At 59.1% G+C, this 18797-nt stretch carries 14 protein-coding genes; 7 read left to right on the top strand and 7 right to left on the bottom strand.

Annotated features, from left to right (window positions below; translation table 11 throughout):
- Positions 1-153 precede the first annotated feature (153 nt).
- The 3 genes from trxA to F599_RS0106250 all read left to right on the top strand — a co-directional run bounded on the left by trxA (position 154) and on the right by F599_RS0106250 (position 4672).
- The gene (trxA, locus tag F599_RS0106260; protein ID WP_019542669.1) at positions 154-462 is read left to right on the top strand and encodes a thioredoxin; all 309 of its coding nucleotides are present in this window, start codon (positions 154-156) and stop codon (positions 460-462) included.
- A 269-nt stretch (positions 463-731) separates the two neighbouring features.
- The gene (locus F599_RS0106255) at positions 732-3248 is read left to right on the top strand and encodes an excinuclease ABC subunit UvrA (protein ID WP_020700523.1); all 2517 of its coding nucleotides are present in this window, start codon (positions 732-734) and stop codon (positions 3246-3248) included.
- 101 nt (positions 3249-3349) lie between these two features.
- Positions 3350-4672 carry a replication-associated recombination protein A gene (locus tag F599_RS0106250; protein ID WP_026327860.1) on the top strand — a complete coding sequence of 441 codons (1323 nt, stop codon included), beginning with the start codon at positions 3350-3352 and terminating at the stop codon, positions 4670-4672.
- Between the two features lie 76 nt (positions 4673-4748).
- On the opposite strand, the gene F599_RS0106245 is transcribed toward F599_RS0106250, so the two are convergent.
- Positions 4749-5114 (bottom strand): VOC family protein, encoded by a 366-nt coding sequence (locus F599_RS0106245; protein ID WP_019542665.1) that lies wholly within the window; start codon positions 5112-5114, stop codon positions 4749-4751.
- 299 nt (positions 5115-5413) lie between these two features.
- Between F599_RS0106245 and ligA the strand changes: the two genes are divergently transcribed.
- Positions 5414-7423: an NAD-dependent DNA ligase LigA gene (ligA, locus tag F599_RS0106240; protein ID WP_019542664.1), complete on the top strand. Its 2010-nt coding sequence runs from the start codon at positions 5414-5416 to the stop codon at positions 7421-7423.
- A gap of 246 nt (positions 7424-7669) precedes the next feature.
- On the opposite strand, the gene rpmB is transcribed toward ligA, so the two are convergent.
- The 5 genes from rpmB to F599_RS0106215 form a co-directional block, all read right to left on the bottom strand.
- Positions 7670-7861: a 50S ribosomal protein L28 gene (rpmB, locus tag F599_RS0106235; RefSeq protein ID WP_019542663.1), complete on the bottom strand. Its 192-nt coding sequence runs from the start codon at positions 7859-7861 to the stop codon at positions 7670-7672.
- A 185-nt stretch (positions 7862-8046) separates the two neighbouring features.
- Complete coding sequence (locus F599_RS0106230; RefSeq protein WP_019542662.1) at positions 8047-9171, bottom strand: Ppx/GppA family phosphatase; 1125 nt, start codon at positions 9169-9171, stop codon at positions 8047-8049.
- Positions 9172-9467: 296 nt separating this feature from the next.
- Positions 9468-11624 carry an RNA degradosome polyphosphate kinase gene (locus F599_RS0106225; protein WP_019542661.1) on the bottom strand — a complete coding sequence of 719 codons (2157 nt, stop codon included), beginning with the start codon at positions 11622-11624 and terminating at the stop codon, positions 9468-9470.
- On the bottom strand, positions 11621-13144 hold the full coding sequence (locus F599_RS0106220) for a hypothetical protein (protein WP_019542660.1): 1524 nt from the start codon (positions 13142-13144) through the stop codon (positions 11621-11623). Before F599_RS0106220 ends, F599_RS0106225 begins: the two co-directional genes overlap by 4 nt.
- Before the next feature lie 150 nt (positions 13145-13294).
- A complete protein-coding gene (locus F599_RS0106215; protein WP_019542659.1) occupies positions 13295-14137 on the bottom strand; it encodes an AraC family transcriptional regulator in 843 nt (280 codons plus the stop codon).
- Between the two features lie 242 nt (positions 14138-14379).
- Here F599_RS0106215 and F599_RS14780 point away from each other — a divergent pair, with 242 nt between their 5' ends.
- Positions 14380-14802 (top strand): hypothetical protein, encoded by a 423-nt coding sequence (locus F599_RS14780; protein ID WP_019542658.1) that lies wholly within the window; start codon positions 14380-14382, stop codon positions 14800-14802.
- Between the two features lie 94 nt (positions 14803-14896).
- On the opposite strand, the gene F599_RS0106205 is transcribed toward F599_RS14780, so the two are convergent.
- Complete coding sequence (locus tag F599_RS0106205) at positions 14897-16510, bottom strand: SGNH/GDSL hydrolase family protein (protein WP_020700522.1); 1614 nt, start codon at positions 16508-16510, stop codon at positions 14897-14899.
- 313 nt (positions 16511-16823) lie between these two features.
- On the opposite strand from F599_RS0106205, the gene cobO reads away from it, so the two are divergent.
- The gene (gene cobO, locus F599_RS0106200; protein WP_019542656.1) at positions 16824-17384 is read left to right on the top strand and encodes a cob(I)yrinic acid a,c-diamide adenosyltransferase; all 561 of its coding nucleotides are present in this window, start codon (positions 16824-16826) and stop codon (positions 17382-17384) included.
- A gap of 256 nt (positions 17385-17640) precedes the next feature.
- Entirely contained in the window at positions 17641-18777 is a 1137-nt protein-coding gene (tgt, locus tag F599_RS0106195) for a tRNA guanosine(34) transglycosylase Tgt (protein ID WP_019542655.1), read from the top strand.
- Positions 18778-18797: the final 20 nt, after the last annotated feature.

The following is an 18797-nucleotide window of genomic DNA, read 5'->3' as shown; positions in this document are numbered from 1 at the left end:
CGCGCGGCCATCTGGGTTCTCTAGGGGCCGCCGGATGCCTGCGTGAGCCAATCACTGTGCAGCGGAGAGGAAATTGATAGGATAGACGATGAAAGCAACGGGCGGCGCGGACGATAGCATATGGCGCCGCCTGCCGAGAAAGGAGTCTTATTCATGGCAGCAGTTGAACTCACGCAGGAAAATTTCGAGCAGGAGGTTCTCAAGGCGGAGGGCAAGGTGCTCGTCGATTTCTGGGCACCGTGGTGCGGCCCGTGCCGCATGCTCTCCCCGGTGGTGGACCAGGTGGCGGCAGCGCATCCGGAGCTCAAGGTCGGGAAGGTCAATGTGGATGAGCAGCCGGAACTCGCGGAGCAGTTCCAAGTCATGAGCATCCCCATGCTCATCGTCTTCGAGGGTGGCCGCCAGGGCAAGCAATCCGTGGGCCTCATCCCGAAGGAACAGGTCGAGGCGCTGCTCTCCTGAGACAGCGGATAGACTGCGATGGGACTGTCTGGCCGCTCGCAGCGCGAGGTAGCAGTTTCTACAACTGCACCGTACGCCTCGCGGGAGCTTCCGTCACGCACGCTTGTCTTTTCTCAGATGCTCCGTTCATCTGAGCTATCTCGCGCCGGTAAGATGGCGGTTTTGCCGCAGTCTTGTCCGGCTTTTTTTATGAGGGCTGGCGCGCGCTGCTGCAGCGCGCGTTTGTGCGCCGCGCTCGATATATCGTAGGAATTGGAAAGGAGCCGCTCATGTCCATACGCGATGAAAAAAGAAACGTGCTGCCAAGGTGCATCGAGGTGCGCGGCGCAAAGGTTCATAACCTGAAAAATATTGATGTGGATATCCCGCTGCATGAGATCGTAGCGATTGCCGGTGTTTCCGGGTCAGGGAAGTCGTCGCTCGCGCTTGGTGCACTGTATGCGGAGGGATCCCGCAGGTATCTTGAATCCCTGTCTACCTACACGCGCCGTAGGATGACGCAGGCGGAACGGGCAGACGTAGAGGAGGTCAGATATGTACCGGCGGCGCTGGCACTGCGCCAGCGACCGGGCGTTCCCGGCATCCGCAGTACGTTCGGAACGCTGTCGGAGCTGCTCAATAGTCTGCGGCTCATGTTTTCCCGGCTGGCAAGCCACCGCTGTCCCAATGGGCATTATTGCGCGCCGTCTCTTTCGGTTGCTGCCATGCAGGAAATTACCTGTCCGGTCTGCGGAGAGAATTTCTATGGCCCCGGAGCGGAGGAACTTGCTTTCAACAGTACTGGTGCATGTCCGACCTGTGGCGGAACGGGAGTCGTCCAGACTGTGAATGAGGCCTCCCTGGTGCCGGATGATTCCAAGACGATTGATGAAGGGGCAGTGGTTGTCTGGGGAACGCTCATGTGGTCGCTGATGAAGGATATTGTGCGCACGATGGGCGTGCGCACAGATGTGCCGTTTCGTGATCTGACGCCGGAGGAAAAGGAAATCGTCTACCACGGCGAGCTGAAAAAACACCACATTCACTATGTTAATCCGAAGACGCTGGAACCGGCGGAGATGGATTTCAACTATTATAGCGCGGTCAATTCCGTGAAGAATTCCCTTGCCAAAGTCAAGGATGAAAAGGGAATGAAGCGGCTCGAAAAATATCTGGAAGAAGACGTCTGCCCCGATTGCCATGGGACAAGGCTGTCGGAAGCCGCCCGTGCGCCGCGGCTTCAGGGCATCGGGTTGGATGAAGCAGCTGCCATGACGCTTTCGGAACTGATTCCCTGGGTGCAAGGGGTTCCGGCATCGCTCCCGGAAGAGATGCGTCCCATGGCGGAAAAAATCTGTGAATCCTTCATGGATGTCTCAAAGCGGCTGATGGACTTGGGACTTGGATATTTATCACTGGATCGGGCGGCTTCGACGCTTTCCACCGGTGAGCGGCAGCGTGTGCAGCTTGCCAGGGCTGTCCGCAACCGCACGACAGGTGTTCTCTATGTTCTCGATGAGCCGTCCATTGGCCTTCATCCTTATAATCTCAAGGGGCTGACCGGTGTCATGGACGATCTGAAGGCGGACGGCAACTCTGTCATCCTCGTCGATCATGATACGCAGGTTCTGAAGCATGCCGATTGGATGATCGAGATGGGAAAGGGCGCTGGCGCGGACGGCGGGGAGGTTATTTCCGAGGGAAGGATTGAGGCTGTTTCTGAAAATCCGGAATCCGTCATCGGGCCGTATCTTTCCGATCAGTATCAATCGAGAATCCGTCTGGTCATGCAGGAGAAAGCCATGTTTGAGAAAGGAGTCATTCATCTGGAAACGGGAGCTATCCACACTGTGCATCCCTTGGATGTGCGGATCCCGATGGGGCGCCTTACTGTGGTGACGGGCGTTTCCGGCTCCGGAAAGACAACGATGGTACTCGAAAGCCTGATTCCGGCACTGAAGGCCGAAATCAGCGGGCAGAAACTGCCGGAACATATCAAACGCATTGAGGCGGAAGGGATTGCGCAGGTCAAGCTGATCGATGCCACGCCGATTGGCATCAATGTGCGCTCGACGGTAGCGACGTATGCGAATGTCCATGATGAGCTCAGAAAAGTATACGCGAAAACGAACTATGCGAAGGAACATGCCTTCAAGGCAGGTGCGTTCTCGTATAATACAGGAAAACTCCGTTGCCCGACCTGCGACGGAACAGGAGAAATCTCTCTGGATGTCCAGTTTTTGCCAGATGTGAAGATTCCATGCCCGGACTGCCGGGGCTCTCGATACAGCAAAGAGGCGTTCACCATCCTCCGCAGGGCGAAGGATGGTAACGAATACAGCCTGCCGGAACTCATGAATATGAGCGTGGATCAGGCTCTGCATGTACTCGAAGGCTTCAGGGTGCTGCAGCAGCGCCTGCGGGTGCTGCACGACCTCGGACTTGGCTACCTGACGCTCGGCGAGGGAACGCCGGGGCTGTCCGGCGGAGAAGCGCAGCGGTTAAAGCTTGCCAGTGAGATGGGGAAAGGACAGAGTGATTCCGTATTTGTTTTCGATGAGCCGACGATCGGCCTGCATCCGCAGGATGTGAAAACGCTTCTGCATGTTTTTCAGACATTGATAGATCATGGTGCTACGGTGGTGGTCATCGAACACGATCTTGATGTGATAGAGAATGCCGATTACATCATTGACATGGGGCCAGGCGGCGGCAAGGAAGGCGGTCGGATCATCGCGTGTGGCACGCCTGATAACATTCGTCAGAATCCGGACAGCCTGACTGGCAAATTCATGGAAAAGCGATGATACCGTGTGAGGCTGTTTTCAGGAAGACGTTGCCTTGAGGGACAGGCAAATACCTTTTTATGAAAATGATGGAAGCTGGATTTTGGTGCAGGAGTGAGCTTATGGAAACGTCGTCTCTTTTTGAAAAGGAAGTGCCGGAGCCGCTGGCGGCACGGATCAGGCCCCGCAACTTGGAGGAAATCGTGGGACAGCAGCATCTGCTGGGCAAGGGCAAGGTGCTGCGGAAGCTCATTGAGCAGGACAGCATTTCCTCTATGATCTTCTGGGGGCCGCCGGGCGTGGGCAAGACCACCCTGGCTGGCGTCATCGCCCGAATGACCAAGGCCCGCTTCATCAATTTCTCGGCGGTGACCAGCGGGATCAAGGAGATCCGCGAGGTTATGAAAAAGGCCGAAAGCAACAGGCTTTACGGCGAACAGACCATCGTGTTTGTCGATGAGATTCACCGCTTCAACAAGGCTCAGCAGGATGCTTTCCTGCCCTTCGTGGAGAAGGGCAGCATTATCCTGATCGGTGCCACTACGGAGAATCCTTCTTTCGAGGTCAATGGCGCACTCTTATCCCGCTGCAAGGTCTTCGTGCTGAAAGCCTTGTCAGAGGCGGATATCGAAGCCCTCCTGCAGCGTGCCCTGAGAGATGAGCGGAGCTTTGGCGGACAGCAGGTGGAGATCGCACCTGCTCTGCTGAAAAAATTGGCAGCTTTCGCCAATGGCGATGCACGCAAGGCGCTTTCCACCCTGGAGATGGCAGCACTGAATGCTACGGATGAAAACGGGAAACTGACGATTACGGAGGAAGATGTAGCGCAATGCACCTCCCGCAAACTGCTTCTCTATGATAAGGATGGGAAGGAGCATTACAACATCATCTCTGCTTTGCACAAGTCTATGCGCAACTCCGATCCTGATGCGGCGGTGTACTGGCTGGCACGGATGCTGGAGGGAGGAGAGGATCCTCTCTATGTAGCACGGAGAATCACCCGCTTTGCCAGCGAGGACATCGGACTTGCCGACCCGAGGGCCTTGGAGATTGCCGTGGCGGCGTATCAGGCGTGTCATTTCATCGGCATGCCTGAGTGTACGGTGCATCTCACGCAGGCCGTGGTCTATATGTCCCTGGCGCCCAAGTCCAATGCGCTTTATGTGGCTTATGGCATGGCCCGCAAGGATGCCGCAGAGCGTCAGGCCGAACCCGTGCCGCTGCACCTGCGCAATGGTGTGACCCGCCTGATGAAGGATCTGGACTACGGCAAGGGCTACCAGTATGCCCATGATGCACGGGACAAGCTCACCAACATGGAATGCCTGCCGGAATCCCTGCGGGGGCGGAGCTATTACCACCCCACTCAGGAAGGATTGGAAGGCCGCTTTGCGCAGCGGCTGAAGGAAATAAAAGCATGGAAACGGAAACACGAAAAATCGTAAAAGAGAGACTGAACGGGGGAAGGCAACAAACGGCTGCTGCGGAGGTTCCGCAGCAGCCGTTTGCGCGTTATGGTATTTACTTTTGCGGCAGGATCTCGATCCAGTAGCCATCCGGATCAGCGATGAAGTAGATGCCCATCGCGAGGTTTTCGTAGCAGATGCAGCCCATCTCCTGGTGCTTCTTGTGTGCGGCGTCGAAGTCGTCCGCTGTGACGGCGAGGTGGAATTCGTTCTCGCCGAGGTCATAGGGCTTCTTGCGGTCGTGGAGCCAGGTGAGCTCGAGCTCGTGCGGCGTCTGGCCGCCGTCGGAGAGGTAGACGAGCGTGAAATCAGGAGCGTTCAGGCGGCGGGATTCCTCGAAGCCGAGCGCCTCCTTGTAGAATTTCAGGCTGCGCTCGAGGTCGAGGACGTTGAAGTTGTTATGTGCGAAACGGAATTTCATTTGACATACCTCCAGAGTTTGAAAAGCGCCGAAGGAATCGGGGATTCCATTCGTGAAGCCGCATGCCAGCCGCCCGGGGGCAGGAAAATTCCCTCGGCAGGGCGGATGCTTCGCGGGCGGCGCGAAAGGCGCGTAGCAATCAGGAGACGCGACCGTAGGCAGTGCTGGGCAGCGTCTTTCCCTGATGTTACTATACGTCATTTTTTCACGGAAAGCAATCTTTTCCCGCCCTGCCCGCCTCGGCCCTATGGTATAATAAGGAAGTAACACCCCGAACGGGAGAGGAGAACGAGAGCAGCATGACAAACGATATGAAAGAGGTCAAGCGCGAGCTTGCGTCCCTGCGCAAGCAGATTCGCTACCATAATAACCGTTACTATAACGAAGACAATCCGGAGATCTCGGACTATGAGTATGACCAGCTCATGCTCCGGCTCAAGGAAATCGAAAAGGCGTATCCGGAGCTCATCACGAAGAATTCGCCGACGCAGCTGGTCGGCGGCAAGGCGATGCGTACGGCGGGCGTGCTCGTGAAGCACGATGTGCCGATGCTCTCGCTCGCGGATGTCTTCTCGCGTGCGGAGATCGACGCGTTCGTGGCGGAGCTGCAGCAGGAGCTTGCGGCACCGGAGTTCGTCGTCGAGGAGAAGATCGACGGTCTCTCGCTGGCGCTGCGCTATCGAGACGGCGAGCTCGAGCGGGCCATCACGCGCGGTGACGGCATCGTGCAGGGGGAGGACGTCACGGAGAACGCGCGCGTGATCGCCGATGTGCGGCAGCATCTCGCGGACAAGCTGCCGTACTTTGAGATCCGCGGCGAGGTCTATATGGAAAAGGCGGCCTTCGACCGCGTGAACGAGCGGCAGGAGCTGCTCGGCCTGCGTCCGTTCGCGAATCCGCGCAACTGCGCGGCGGGGACGCTGCGCCAGCTCGACAGCCGCATCACGAAGGAGCGGGGGCTGTCGCTTTTCGTCTTCAATCTGCAGAAGGCAGAGGGGCGGACGTTCGCGACGCATACGGAGGCTTACGACTACATGCACAGCCAGGGCATCAAAACGATCCAGGGCTATCGCGTCTGCCATACGGCGGATGAGGTCTGGGCAGCCATCGAGGCCATCGGCGAGCGCCGCGGCAGCCTGCCCTATGATATCGACGGCGCGGTCGTGAAGCTCAACAGCCTCAGCGATCGCGAGAAGCTCGGCGCGACGAGCAAGGTTCCGCGCTGGGCCATCGCTTATAAATACCCGCCAGAGGAAAAGGAGACGGTCATCCGCGACATTCAGCTCTCCGTCGGGCGCACAGGCAGGATCACGCCGACCGCTGTGTTCGATCCCATCCGCCTCTGCGGCACGAGCGTCGAGCGCGCGACGCTGCACAACCAGGACTTCATCGACGCGCTCGACGTGCGCGTCGGCGATACGGTGCGCGTCTATAAGTCCGGCGAGATCATCCCGAAAATCAAGGAGGTCGTGAGGGAGAAGCGTCCCTCTGGCACGGTGCCGTTCTGCATCGGCGACCGCTGCCCCGTCTGCGGCGCGCCTGCCGTGCGCATGGAGGACACGGCGGATATCAAGTGTCAGAATCCGAGCTGCCCCGCGCAGCTCGAGAACCACCTGCTGAACTTCGTGAGCCGCGGCGCGATGGATATCAAGGGCTTCGGCGAGGCCGCGGTGCATGCGCTCATCGAAAAGGGCTACCTGCAGAGCATCGCGGATATCTATCATCTGCGCGAGCACAGGGATGCGCTGCTCGCGGAGGGCATCGTCGGCAAGGAGAAGAATACGGACAAGCTGCTCGCGGCCATCGAGGCGAGCAAGGAAAATGCGCCCGAGCGGCTCGTCACAGGTTTCGGCATTCCGGGCATCGGCCGTGCGGCGGCGCGCGAGCTCATGCGCAACTTCCATTCAGTACAGGCGCTCATGGCGGCGGATGAGACGGCGCTGCTCGCGGTTCGCGACATGGGAGACATCAGCGCGCGCGCCATCGTGCAGTTCTTTGCCGACGAGGAGAATCGGCGGCAGATTGCCGATATGGCCGCGCAGGGCGTGCGTATGGAGGCGGAGCAGGCAGCGGCGCTCGACGATACGCTCGGCGGCAAGACATTCGTGATCACGGGCACGCTGCCGACGCTCGGACGCAAGGAGTGCGCCGCGCTCATCGAGGCGCACGGCGGCCGCGTCACAGGCTCTGTCTCAAAGAAGACGGACTACCTCGTCGCGGGCGAGGCCGCAGGCAGCAAGCTCCAGAAGGCGCAGACGCTCGGCATCCCCGTGCTCGACGAGGCGGGCCTGCGGGCGCTGCTCCCTTGAAAATAAAGGAACCACTGATTCATTCGGCACTCCGTCTTCACGCGTCTGCACTGTCCTCTCGTCGTCGACAAATCCTCAGCGTAGCTTCGGCTACGCCTGCGGTTTGTCTCCTAGAGAGATACAGCGCATCCACGTAAATCCGGAGCACCTCATTTAATCAGCGGTTCCTAAAAGAAAAGAAGAGGTACGAGCCATCGGCTCGTACCTCTTCTTTATCAAATTCTTGATTTTGCGCAAAACCATGAATCAGAGGGCGCGTTCCACCTTGCCGGAACGCAGGCAGCGCGTGCAGACGTTGATGCGCTTCACCTCGCCGTCAACCACTGCGCGGACGCGTTGGATGTTCGGCTTCCAGGAACGCTTCGTCTTCAGGTGGGAGTGGCTGACGTTGTTGCCAGACAGCTCACCTTTGTTGCAGACTTCGCAAACATGTGCCATGTGTGTTACACCTCCTTACGTTGAAATCTGGGTTTTGATTTCAAATGGTTCGTGGAGAACAGGACGCTCTCGCACACAATATGGATAGTATAGCACAAAGACAGGATGGGCGCAAGTATTTTTCCTTGACGGACGATGAAGGGGGATGACGGACGATTTGATGCGCATTCTTGCTCCGCAGTTCCTTATTTCTTTTTGCCGCCGCCGCTCTTTTTCTTGTTCTTCTTCGCCTTTTTCTTGCTGTGCTTGCTCGGCGTGATTTCTGATGCGTTGGTGCCGGGGGGCGGGGCGATGCGGCCGCTCGCGATGTCATCGATGGTGACGATGGTCGCCTGGGGCGGCGCGGGGATGTGGAAGGCCGGCGGCGCGGCCTTGTGCTCTGCCTGGCGCTTGGCGAGATATTCGAAGAGGCAGCCTTCGCGCAGGCCGTGGTTCGAGAAGACGATCTCACCGATGTGGCAGATGCGCAGGATGAGCACGAGCGGCGTCAGACCGCCGACGATGACGTCGGAGCGGTCGCTCGTGAGGCCGGAGATGTCTTCGCGCCCCGCGCGGTCACGGGAGATGAGGTCGGTCATGATGTCCGTCGCGTCATCGGCCGGCAGTGTGAAGCCGTGGATGTCGGGGACGTCGCCCGCATCAGTGTGCCAGCGGTTGCGCGCGATCTTCGCGAGGGTGCGGTTCGAGCCGCCGAGGCAGACGAGCGGGATTTTGTGGGCGCTCAGGAGCCAGTCGAGGTTGGAGAGGGCCTTTTCGACGACGGTCATCGCCTGGAACAGGCTGGCCGCTGTGATGCGGTCCTCGAGGTGGAAGCGCTGAGAGATCGTGACGGAGCCGAACGGCAGGCTCGTGAGGTTCACGGGCTTGCCGTCCTGCACGAGGATGAGCTCGGTGCTCGCGCCGCCGGTATCCATGAGGAGGCAGTTGTGCAGCGGCAGGGTGTGGGCGGCGCCAAGGTAGTCGAGGTAGGCCTCCCGCTCGCCGGAGATGACCTCCAGGCTGAGCCCTGTCTCGTTTTTGACGCGCTTGAGGAATTCCTTCTGGTTCTTGGCCTGACGCGTCGCGGCCGTGCCGATGGCGACGACATGGGTGTTCGGCAGGCCGTCGATGATGCCCTTGAATTTTTTCAGGGCCTCGAGCGTGCGGTCCATGGGTACTTTCTGGAGGATGCGCTCCGGGCCCATGTTCTCCGACAGGCGGACGTATTCCTTGAGCTGGTGCGTGACGCGCAGAAAATTCCCCTCGGTGATCTGCGTGATGCGCAGGCGGATGGAGTTCGAGCCGAGATCGATGACGACAAAATTTTCCATGTTGATGACCTCCTTACTGATTTTTACTATTAAATCCCCAAGAACGCAAGCCGCAGGCGCAGCGTGATTGGCTGGATTTACTGCAAGGACGGGCGCACAATGTCCACAAAGTGGACGTTTGTGCGTTGAGTTTACTATGTAAATCCCCAAGAACGCAAGCCGCAGGCGCAGCGCGATTGGCTGGATTTACTGCAAGGGCGGGCGCACAATGTCCACAAAGTGGACGTTTGTGCGTTGAGTTTCCTATGGTATTGCCGCTCGTCCGTCCTGGTGGCTGCGTCTGTGCGCCGGGCGGCTCAGCGGCTGGGGGATTCGATGGTTTCTTCGTGGCGCTGCATGGGCGTGAAGACGCCCGGGGTTTCCTTGGCCTCGCGGCGGGCGGCTTTCTGCTTTTCAATCTGCCGGGCGGCCTGGTCGATGAAGCGGTCCTGACTGCTCAGCGGCTCCTGGTTGCGGCGGTTGATGTGCGTGAAGCGGTCGCAGACGAGCAGGCGCGCCTGTACGTTGTCCGCCCACATGATCTCGAAGATCCGCATGGTGCGCTGATGCAGATCCTCCTGCTCCACGGGGAACAGGAGCTCGACGCGGCGGTCGAGGTTGCGCGTCATCATGTCGGCGGACGCGAGGTAGACGTCCTCGTTGCCGTCATGATAGAAATAGTAGATGCGGCTGTGCTCGAGAAACCGCCCGACGATGGAATGCACCTCGATATTGTCGCTGACGCCCGGGATGCCCGTGCGCAGGCAGCAGATGCCGCGCACGATGAGCTGGATCTTGACGCCCGCGGCCGAGGCCTCGTAGAGCTTGGCGATGACATCCGGGTCGGAGAGAGAGTTCATCTTCATCTTGATGAGGGCTGGCCGACCCGCTTTGGCGGCTTCGATCTCCGCGTCGACCTTTTCGTAGATGAACTTGCGGATGTAGCGCGGCGAGATGTGGAGCTTGTGGAAATACGGCGGCCGCGAGTAGCCGGAGAGCATATTGAAGAGGTTCGAGGCGTCGACGCCGAGGTCGCGGTCCGAGGTGAAAAGCCCCATGTCCGTGTAGAAATGCGCGGTGACATCGTTGTAGTTGCCCGTACCGAGATGCAGGTAGCGGCGGATGCCGTCCTCGTCGCGGCGGATGACGAGCGCGATCTTGGAGTGCGTCTTGAGGCCGACGAGGCCGTAGATGACATGACAGCCCATCTTCTCGAGCTGGCGCGACCAGCGCACGTTGTTCTGCTCGTCGAAGCGCGCCTTGACCTCGACGAGGACTGTGACCTGCTTGCCGGCCTGCGCGGCCTGCCCGAGATACTTGATAATGGGGGAGCCGGAGGAGACGCGGTAGAGCGTCATTTTAATCGCGAGGACGTCCGGGTCGGTGGCTGCCTGGTGGATGAAGTTCACGACGGAGCTGAACGAGTCGTAGGGGTGCTGCATGAGGTAGTCCTGCGCGCGGATGTGCTCGAAGATGTTGCCGTCCATCGTGAGGTCGGGATGCTTGTAGCTCTCGAACGGCTGGTAGCGCAGCGCGTCATGGCCATCGATGGTCCCCGGCAGCTTCTTGAGGAAGGTCAGGTCGATCGGGCCGTGGATGTGGTAGATGGCGTTCTCGTCGACGCCGAGCCGTTCGATGAGGTGATCGCAGAGCTCTGGCTCCATGCCCGCCTCGACCTCGAGGCGCATGACGGAGCCATGCTCGCGGGCGCGCAGCTGCGTCTGCACGGCGCGCAGGAGGTCGGGCGCGTCCTGATCCGCCACGTCGAGATCCATATCGCGCGTCACGCGGTAGGCAGAGGCACTCTCAATCGTGAAGCCGTGGAACAGCGTGTGGAGGAACTCGCGGATGACGTCCTCCGCGAGGATGAAGGCATTTTCCTCCTCCGTGAGCGGGATGAAGCGGGGGAAGACATCCGGCACGCGCACGGTCGCGAATTTCTTGTCCTGCGTGGTGTCATCGACGAGCTGTACCGCGATGTTCAGCGAGTCGTTTTTCAGGAAGGGGAAGGGACGCGAGGAATCATCCGCCATCGGTGTGAGTACGGGATAGATCTCGTCGTCGTAGAAGCGGCGGAGGACGTCGTACTGCCGGTCTGTCAGTTCCTTGATGCGGCGGATGTGGATGCCCTCGCGTTCTAGTTCTGGCAGCAGGGATTTGTTGTAAATGTTGTAGCGCTCGGCCACGGCCTCATGCTCGCACTTCGAGATGGCGCGGATCTGCGCCGCAGCCGTCATGCCCGAGCTGTCCACGGACTGCACGCCGCCGGCGGCGAGCTTGTAGAGCGAGGCGACGCGCACCATGAAGAACTCGTCGACGTTGCTCTGCGTGATGCCGAGGAAGTTCAGGCGCTCGAGCAGCGGGTTGCCGGTATTCCGGGCCTCTTCGAGCACGCGGGCGTTGAAATCCAGCCAGCTCAGCTCGCGGTTCGTATAATATTCGGGCTTCGTGTATTTTTTCTTTATCTCGCTCATTTCTTGAGACTCCTCCTCTGCTTGAGCACGGCGGGGATGCCGTAGACCTCGCGGAACAGCTTTGCCTTGCGCTGGAAGGCCCATTCCTCGAGCGCGAGGTTCTCCATAGAGTGGGCCGTGATGGTGACAGCGTCCTCGCGGACGGAGACGCTGATGCTCTTGATTTTCTGCTGGCGGGAGTCGTCCATCGCGTCGGCCAGTCGCACGATGGCGACGAGCTTGGCGACTGTCATCTGGATATCTGCGCCGAGGTGGCTGTAATGGTGCTGGCGGACCTCGGGCGCTTCAGCGCTGTGATAGCGCGCAATCTCCGCGATGATTTCGTTCTCATCGTCTGAGAGGCCGATGACGGGATTCGCCTCGATGATGTAGGCGGAGTGGCGGTAGTGCCCGTGCGCCTGGATGAAATTCCCCAGATCTTCGAGCCGCACGCCGATTTCGAGCAGCAGGCGCTCACGTTGCCCGAGGCGGTGCAGCTTCCTGAGCTGGTCGTAGAGGTGTAGCGCGAGTTTCAATGTGATGGCGCGGTGCGCGTCGTCCGACTGATAGCGCCGCGCACGGTTCTCCGCCACCGTGCGGATGATGCCGTCGAAGTCTGTCTTGAGGAAACCGTCCTTCGCCGCCTGGTGCAGCGCGAGACCGTTCAGGATGTTGAGGCGCGTCAGATAGAGGTGGCCCGCATGCGTCATGGAGATGATCTGGCGGATTATCAGCAGAGAGGGAATCACGCGCGAGGCCGCTGTCTCATCCATTTTGAAATGGTGGCGCAGATACTCCTGCGACGCGTGCAGGTTGTCCTGCTCGATGGCCTGGAACTGCTGCTGCGTCATCGGCGCGATGTCCTCGCCAGGCTGCAGCAGCATATCGTTGAAATGGGAGAAATCCTGGAGAATCAGGTTCGCCTCCCGCCCTTCTGCCTCCAGGCGGTGGCGCAGCGCCTGCAGCTTCGAGCTGATGTAGTCGCTGATGATGCCGCTGACATCGGTCGCGGCATGGCGGAGGTCATTCGTCAGTTGGTCGATTTCGAGATACCCTAGACCGATGTTCCAGGCGTGGACGAATTGGCCGTGGTCGAAATGCGAGAGCGTCGCGGCGACCGAACCGATGGAGAGCAGATACGTCGAACGCTCCGCAATCTTGTGGAAGAGCTTCGTGCCGCCCATGAGCGCCGTCGCGCGCAGAAAGTTGATCTGGCTCGTGCTCAGCCAGGTCACCGCGAGTCCTGTGCGCACCTCGATTTGCTCGGCGAGATAGCGCGCCGTGACATCGTCGATGAGCTGCTGACTGGCCCAGAAGTGGTAGCGTTTCACGCCGTAGTCTTTGAGCACCTGCTGAAACCCCTGGAGGGAGAAGATGATCTTCCCCAGCTCGTTTTGGTAGATTTTTGACTTGTCCATGCGCTGCACGAACTTTGCCGAAGCCATGTGCTCCACGACGTGCAGCGGTTTTAGGCTCACGATGAGCATCTCGAGTTTGGCGGTCGACATGTAGATGACGCCGAAAAGATTTTTCGCAGCCATGCCATCCAATCCTTTCTTATGTTCTTTATGACCATTTCGCCACGGAAAAGGAAAATCCTGCCGGATGGCCATAAGATAAAGGATACGCCGCTGAGACCGCAGATTTGTAAACGGAATGTAAATCTTTCGTAAAGAAAGCAATGGGGCAAGTTAAAGCATCTTTTCACGCCATTCTTTCGGCGTCATGTGGAACATCGAGCGGAAGGCACGGGAGAAAGTAGAGTAGTCGCGGAAGCCGCAACTGTAGCAGATGTCTGTGACAGACTCTTTGCCAGCAAGCAGATGGCGCGCAGCAAGCAGGCGCTTGCTCGTGATATATTGGTGGATACTGTAACCCGTCTCTCGCTTGAACTTGCGCATGAGGTAATACTTGCTGAGGTAGATTTTGCCGGCGAGCGTGTCGATGGAGAGATCGGCGTCTAGGTGCTCGTTGATATAGGAGAGGATATACTGGATTTTCTCATCGTAAGAGGAGGCGTGCAGCTCTCCGAGCTCGTGCGCGAGCAGGGCGCGGTTGAGAAGGATCATGAACTCGATGAAGAGAATCTCCGTGTAGAGGCCGTTGGCAAATCCCTTCGCGTGCGCTGTATGCTCGAGCTTCTCCATGTGGAACAGGAGGTCGTGGCTGAGCCCCGTGCCCGCATGCATGACGCGCGAGGTCTCCCGTGCCCTGCGGAAGCAGGTGGCGAGGTTGTCTTGCCCGCGCGTGCAGCGCGCGAGGAAGGCAGGTGCGACGTAGATGACGATGCGCTCATAGGGAGCGCCTGCGTGGAGTACGGGGCGATGGATTTCGCCAGCGGAGACGAAGATGATGTCGCGGGCGGCGAGAGGATAGCTGCGCCCTTCGATGATATATTCAGCATTGCCGCTGAGGAAGAGGATGATTTTATGAAAATCGTGATAGTGGAAAGGGATAGGAGCGAGGCGAGCGTCCTTCAGGCGGAAGACGCGAAAGTCGCGTAGCAGGTACCCCTTTTTTTCGTAAGTATCCATGGCTGCTCCTTGCTTGGCGGCATCGGCACGCGAGAAGCGACTGCCGAGATGCCGCTGGCAGATGATTGCTTGACAGGGAAGAATTATCTGGATGTATCCAGACGTTGGACTTCCCCTGGCGTTATTCGTGTCTATTATAGAATCTGTGAGCATTTTTTGCAATCAATACAGCAGGATTATTGTTTTTATGGCGTAAAGTGCTTGGTATAATGAACCCATGAAATGAAAGGGAGGCGTCCGATATGATGATGGTGATGAGTTATACGGTGGACGGGAAAGAGTATCTGGTGCTGAATGCAAGCGCGGAGGGGAGCTACCTGCCGGGGACGGCAGGCGTCCGCCTGTTGGCTGATCGCCGTCAGGGCGTTGGTGCTGACCGCATCCTTGTATTCACGGGCACCAAGGCAGAGCCGTCGTTGCTCGTCTATACGCCGGAAGGTGAGGCGGCAAAGGCAGAGCCTGCAGATTACAAGGTGCTCGTCCGCTATCTCGCAGAGGAACATCTCGCGGCGAGTCCGGCTGAGATTGCGCATGCGTTTGGTGATCGCGCATTCGTCGAGGCATTCGAGGGCGGAGAGGTCGCGCGCGTCGAGTTCCGTGTGACGGCGTCTTTTGCACTGCGTATGCGCGAGGCGGACGAGCGGGCAGAGCGTCTCGTGGGCTGAGCGCGAAAGTGAAAACACCCTTCCCGCGTGCTGCAACATGTGTCGTGGCACGCGGGAAGGGTGTTTTTTGTAAAAAGAGCAGCTGCGTCCGCTGTCATTCCAGGACGTCCTTGTGCGCATTGATGATTTCGCCCATGAGCATCTTTCCTAAGATATCAGGATGGAGACCATCGATGGAGAGCCCGGGATCGAGGTACATCTGACGCTGGTCGTAGAAATACGGTTCGAGGTCGATATGGTAGGGCTGCGCTTTGATGTAGCCGTTGATATGGTTGAGCTTGTCGTGCCAGAGCGGATCGGTTTCCGTATGGAACGCGTAGCGGATGTTCGCCGGATGGATGGGCATGAGCGTGAGGAAGACGGGCCGGATGTCGTTCGCCTCGCAGAGCGCCTTGATGCGCGCGAGATCCTTTATGACGTCGTCGGCCTTGATGCCGGGGTCGCGCAGGCTATTCGAACCGGTGAGGATGATAAGGTTCTGCGGTCGCAGCGGCAGGACATCTTGTTCGAAGCGCGCGAGCGTCATGCGACTCGTGTCGCCGCTGCGCCCGATGTTGACCGCGGGGAAGTCGAGGTATGTCGCATAGCTGTACTCGAGCGCCGAGGGCGGGTAGGAGACGGCTCCCCCGCCGTGCGTGATGCTGTCGCCGAAGAGCGCGACACGGACGTGCGTGCGCTCCGGCATGACGAAATGCGCCGTGTCGGAGTAATGGCCGATGGTCTTTCCGTCAGGGCCGAGTGCGCGCACGCGCCAGTAATAGTCGCCGGCGTAGGGACGCGCGTATTCGTCGTAGCAGTTCGCTGCGCTGTGCACCTCGCGGTGCCAGGCGCACTGCGGCGATGGCTCCGTGCCATGCTCGTCAGCGGGCGGCTGTGTGAGGAGTTCTACCTCGTAATGCGTGATGCCGTGCAGTGGAATCCAGCTGTAGACGGGGTAGAGCGGCATAGAGAAATCCGGCATGCGGTCATACTCGTTGAGCAGCGGTGCATCTGGCGGCGTGAGCGCCCAATCGATGGTCAGCGGCTCTGCCTTCGAGAATTCTCCGATGGGCTCGAGATGCAGGCCGAGCGCACGTACGCGCCAGTAGAGCTGTGTGAATTGCTGGTATTTCCGCAGGTCGGCCTGCCAGCCGTTCGTGAAGACTTCGCGCGTACTTTCGAGGTGGCCGTTTGGCGATAGGGCGATGCCGCCCTCCGTCTGCGGCGGTTCGGAGAGGAGTTCGACCTCGTAGCAGACGGCGCCGGGAACCGTGTGCCAGAGCAGGAATGGCATGGAGCTTGCAGGAGCGCTCGGCGTGTAGTGAGAGATCGTCACGGGCACGGGCGGCGTCGTGTAATCTGGGTTCGCGATAGGCTCCGAGGGCGCGACGAGCGCTCCGAAGAGTCCGATGGGCGTCACGCGGTAATACATCGGAATGGCACCTGTCGGTACGACATAGCTGTTTGTAAAGGTTGTTTCCGTATGGAGTAGGTGATACTCAGGAGAGCCGTCTACGCGGCCCGTCGTCTTAGTATAGGTGTCGATGCGATAACGGCACGGGTAGGGAGATTTTTTCCAGGTGAGGCGCAGGCGTCCCTGGACTTCTTCATGGAAGGAGGCACGGAGTGCCTGGCCGCGCAGGCCGAGGGGGTCACTTTTTTCTATGGCGAAGATGCTCACGAGGCAGAGCCCTGCGATGAGCAGTAAGAAGACAAAGAACTTTTTCAACGATTTCGGCTCCTGCATTTTATGATATAATCCTAGTATATCATAAAATGCAGTGCTTAAGGAACCACTGTTTAATTCGGCGCTCCGTCTTCACGCGTCTGCACTGTCCTCTCGTCGTCGACAAACCTCAGCGTAGCTTCGGCTACGCCAGCGGTTTGTCTCCGAAGAGTACAGCGCATCCACGTAAATCCGGAGCACCTCATTTAATCAGCGTCTCCTTAAGGAACCACTGTTTAATTCAGCACTCTGAATTCGCGTAGATGCGTGATACCGGTGCGCTTCTTGTCTCAGCGGTCTGGAGGAGGATTTTCCAATGGAGAGGGAGAAAAAAAGCGGAAATGATGTACATGGGCTCGTGATCGTCCATACGGGAGACGGCAAGGGCAAGACGACGGCCGCGCTCGGGCTCGCGCTGCGCGCCTGGGGAGATGGGCTGCGCGTCCTCGTGCTGCAATTCATCAAGAGCGGCGGCGACTATGGAGAGCGCAAGGGCTTCGCGGCGCTCGCGGCGGCAGACGGGCGCATGGAAATGCGGTCGTGCGGCAGGGGCTTCACCATGCGCGGTCATGTGCCACCAGAGGAACACCGCCGCGCGGCAAAGGAAGCGCTTGCCGATGCGCACGCGGCCATCGTGAGCGGCCGCTATGACCTCATCGTGCTCGACGAGATCAACTATGCCGTGAAATTCGGCCTGCTGCGCGTGGAAGATGTGATTGACCTGCTGAAAGCGCGTCCCGCCGCACTCCATCTCGTGCTCACAGGACGAGATGCCGCGCCAGAAATCATCGCCCGCGCAGATCTCGTGACGGAGATGCGCCTCGTGAAGCACCCGTATCAAGCTGGCATCAAGGCGCAGCGTGGCATAGAGTTTTAAGGAAGTATTGATTCATTCAGCACTTCATCTTCACGCGTCTGCGCTGTCCTCTCGTCGCCCTATAATCTTCAGTGTAGCTCGCGACGTCTCCGGGTTGTCTCCTAGAGAGATACAGCTCATCCGCGTAAATCCGGAGGACTTCATTTAATCAGCGATTCCTTAAGGAATCACTGCAACGGACGGTCAATTCTTTTCTTTCCTTTAAAAATGTGCTATGATAAGCATTGTGTATCTTCATAGATTAGGAGGTCGTTTTTTGGCTCCAGCAATTACTTATGAACTCATAGCGAAGGACGAGCGCACGGGGGCGCGGGCGGGAATCATCCATACGCCGCACGGTAGCTTCGAGACGCCAATCTTCATGCCAGTCGGCACGCAGGCGTCGGTGAAGGGCGTCTCGCCGGACGAGCTCAAGGATCTCGGCGCGGGCATCATTCTCTCGAATACGTATCATCTGTTCCTGCGGCCGGGCATGGAGCTCATCCGCGAGGCGGGCGGTCTGCACAAGTTCATGCACTGGGATCGTGCGATTCTCACGGACAGCGGCGGGTTCCAGGTGTTCAGCCTCGGCGATCTGCGCAAGATCACGGAGGAGGGCGTGACGTTCCGCTCGCATATCGACGGTTCGAAGAAGTTCCTCTCGCCAGAGGTGTCGATGCAGGTGCAGATGTGCCTCGGCTCGGATATCGTCATGGCGTTCGATGAGTGTGTGCCGTATCCCGCGGACTACGAGTACGCGAAGCGCTCGACGGAGCGCACGCAGCGCTGGGCGGAGCGGTGCCAGCGCGCGATGACGGCGCCGCAGCAGGGGCTTTTCGGCATCGTGCAGGGCGGCATGTACAAGGATCTGCGCCGCTGGCACGCCGCGCGGCTCGTGGAGATGGATCTGCCGGGCTACGCGGTCGGCGGACTCTCCGTCGGCGAGCCGCCGGAGCTCATGTACGAGATGCTTTCTTACTCGACGTCGCTGCTGCCGGAGTATAAGCCTCGGTACCTCATGGGCGTCGGCACGCCGGATCATCTCGTCGAGGGCGTTGCGCGCGGCATCGATATGTTCGACTGCGTCTATCCGACGCGCGTCGCGCGCAACGGCATGGCGATGACGTGGACGGGCCGCCTCGTGATGAAGAATGCAAACCTCGAGCATGATCATCGGGTCATCGAGGAGGGCTGCGGCTGCTACGCGTGCCGCAACGGCTATACGCGCGCCTACATCCGCCACCTCGTGCGGGCGGGCGAGATTTTCGGCCTGCGGCTGCTCTCGCTGCACAACCTGTATTTCCTCGAGGAGTTCGTGCGCCGCATGCGCGCCGCCATCATCGAGGGACGGTTCGAGAGCTTCCGCAGCGAGTTCCTCGCAGGCTACGATCCGCACAGGAAGCAGGCAATCTGACAAGAAGGCTTGCGGGGTGC

The organism is Selenomonas bovis DSM 23594 (assembly GCF_000381005.1).
Lineage (GTDB): Bacteria > Bacillota > Negativicutes > Selenomonadales > Selenomonadaceae > Selenomonas_C > Selenomonas_C bovis.
The sequence above is the reverse complement of the archived record's forward strand: the minus strand, read 5'-3'. Positions and strand labels throughout refer to the sequence as shown.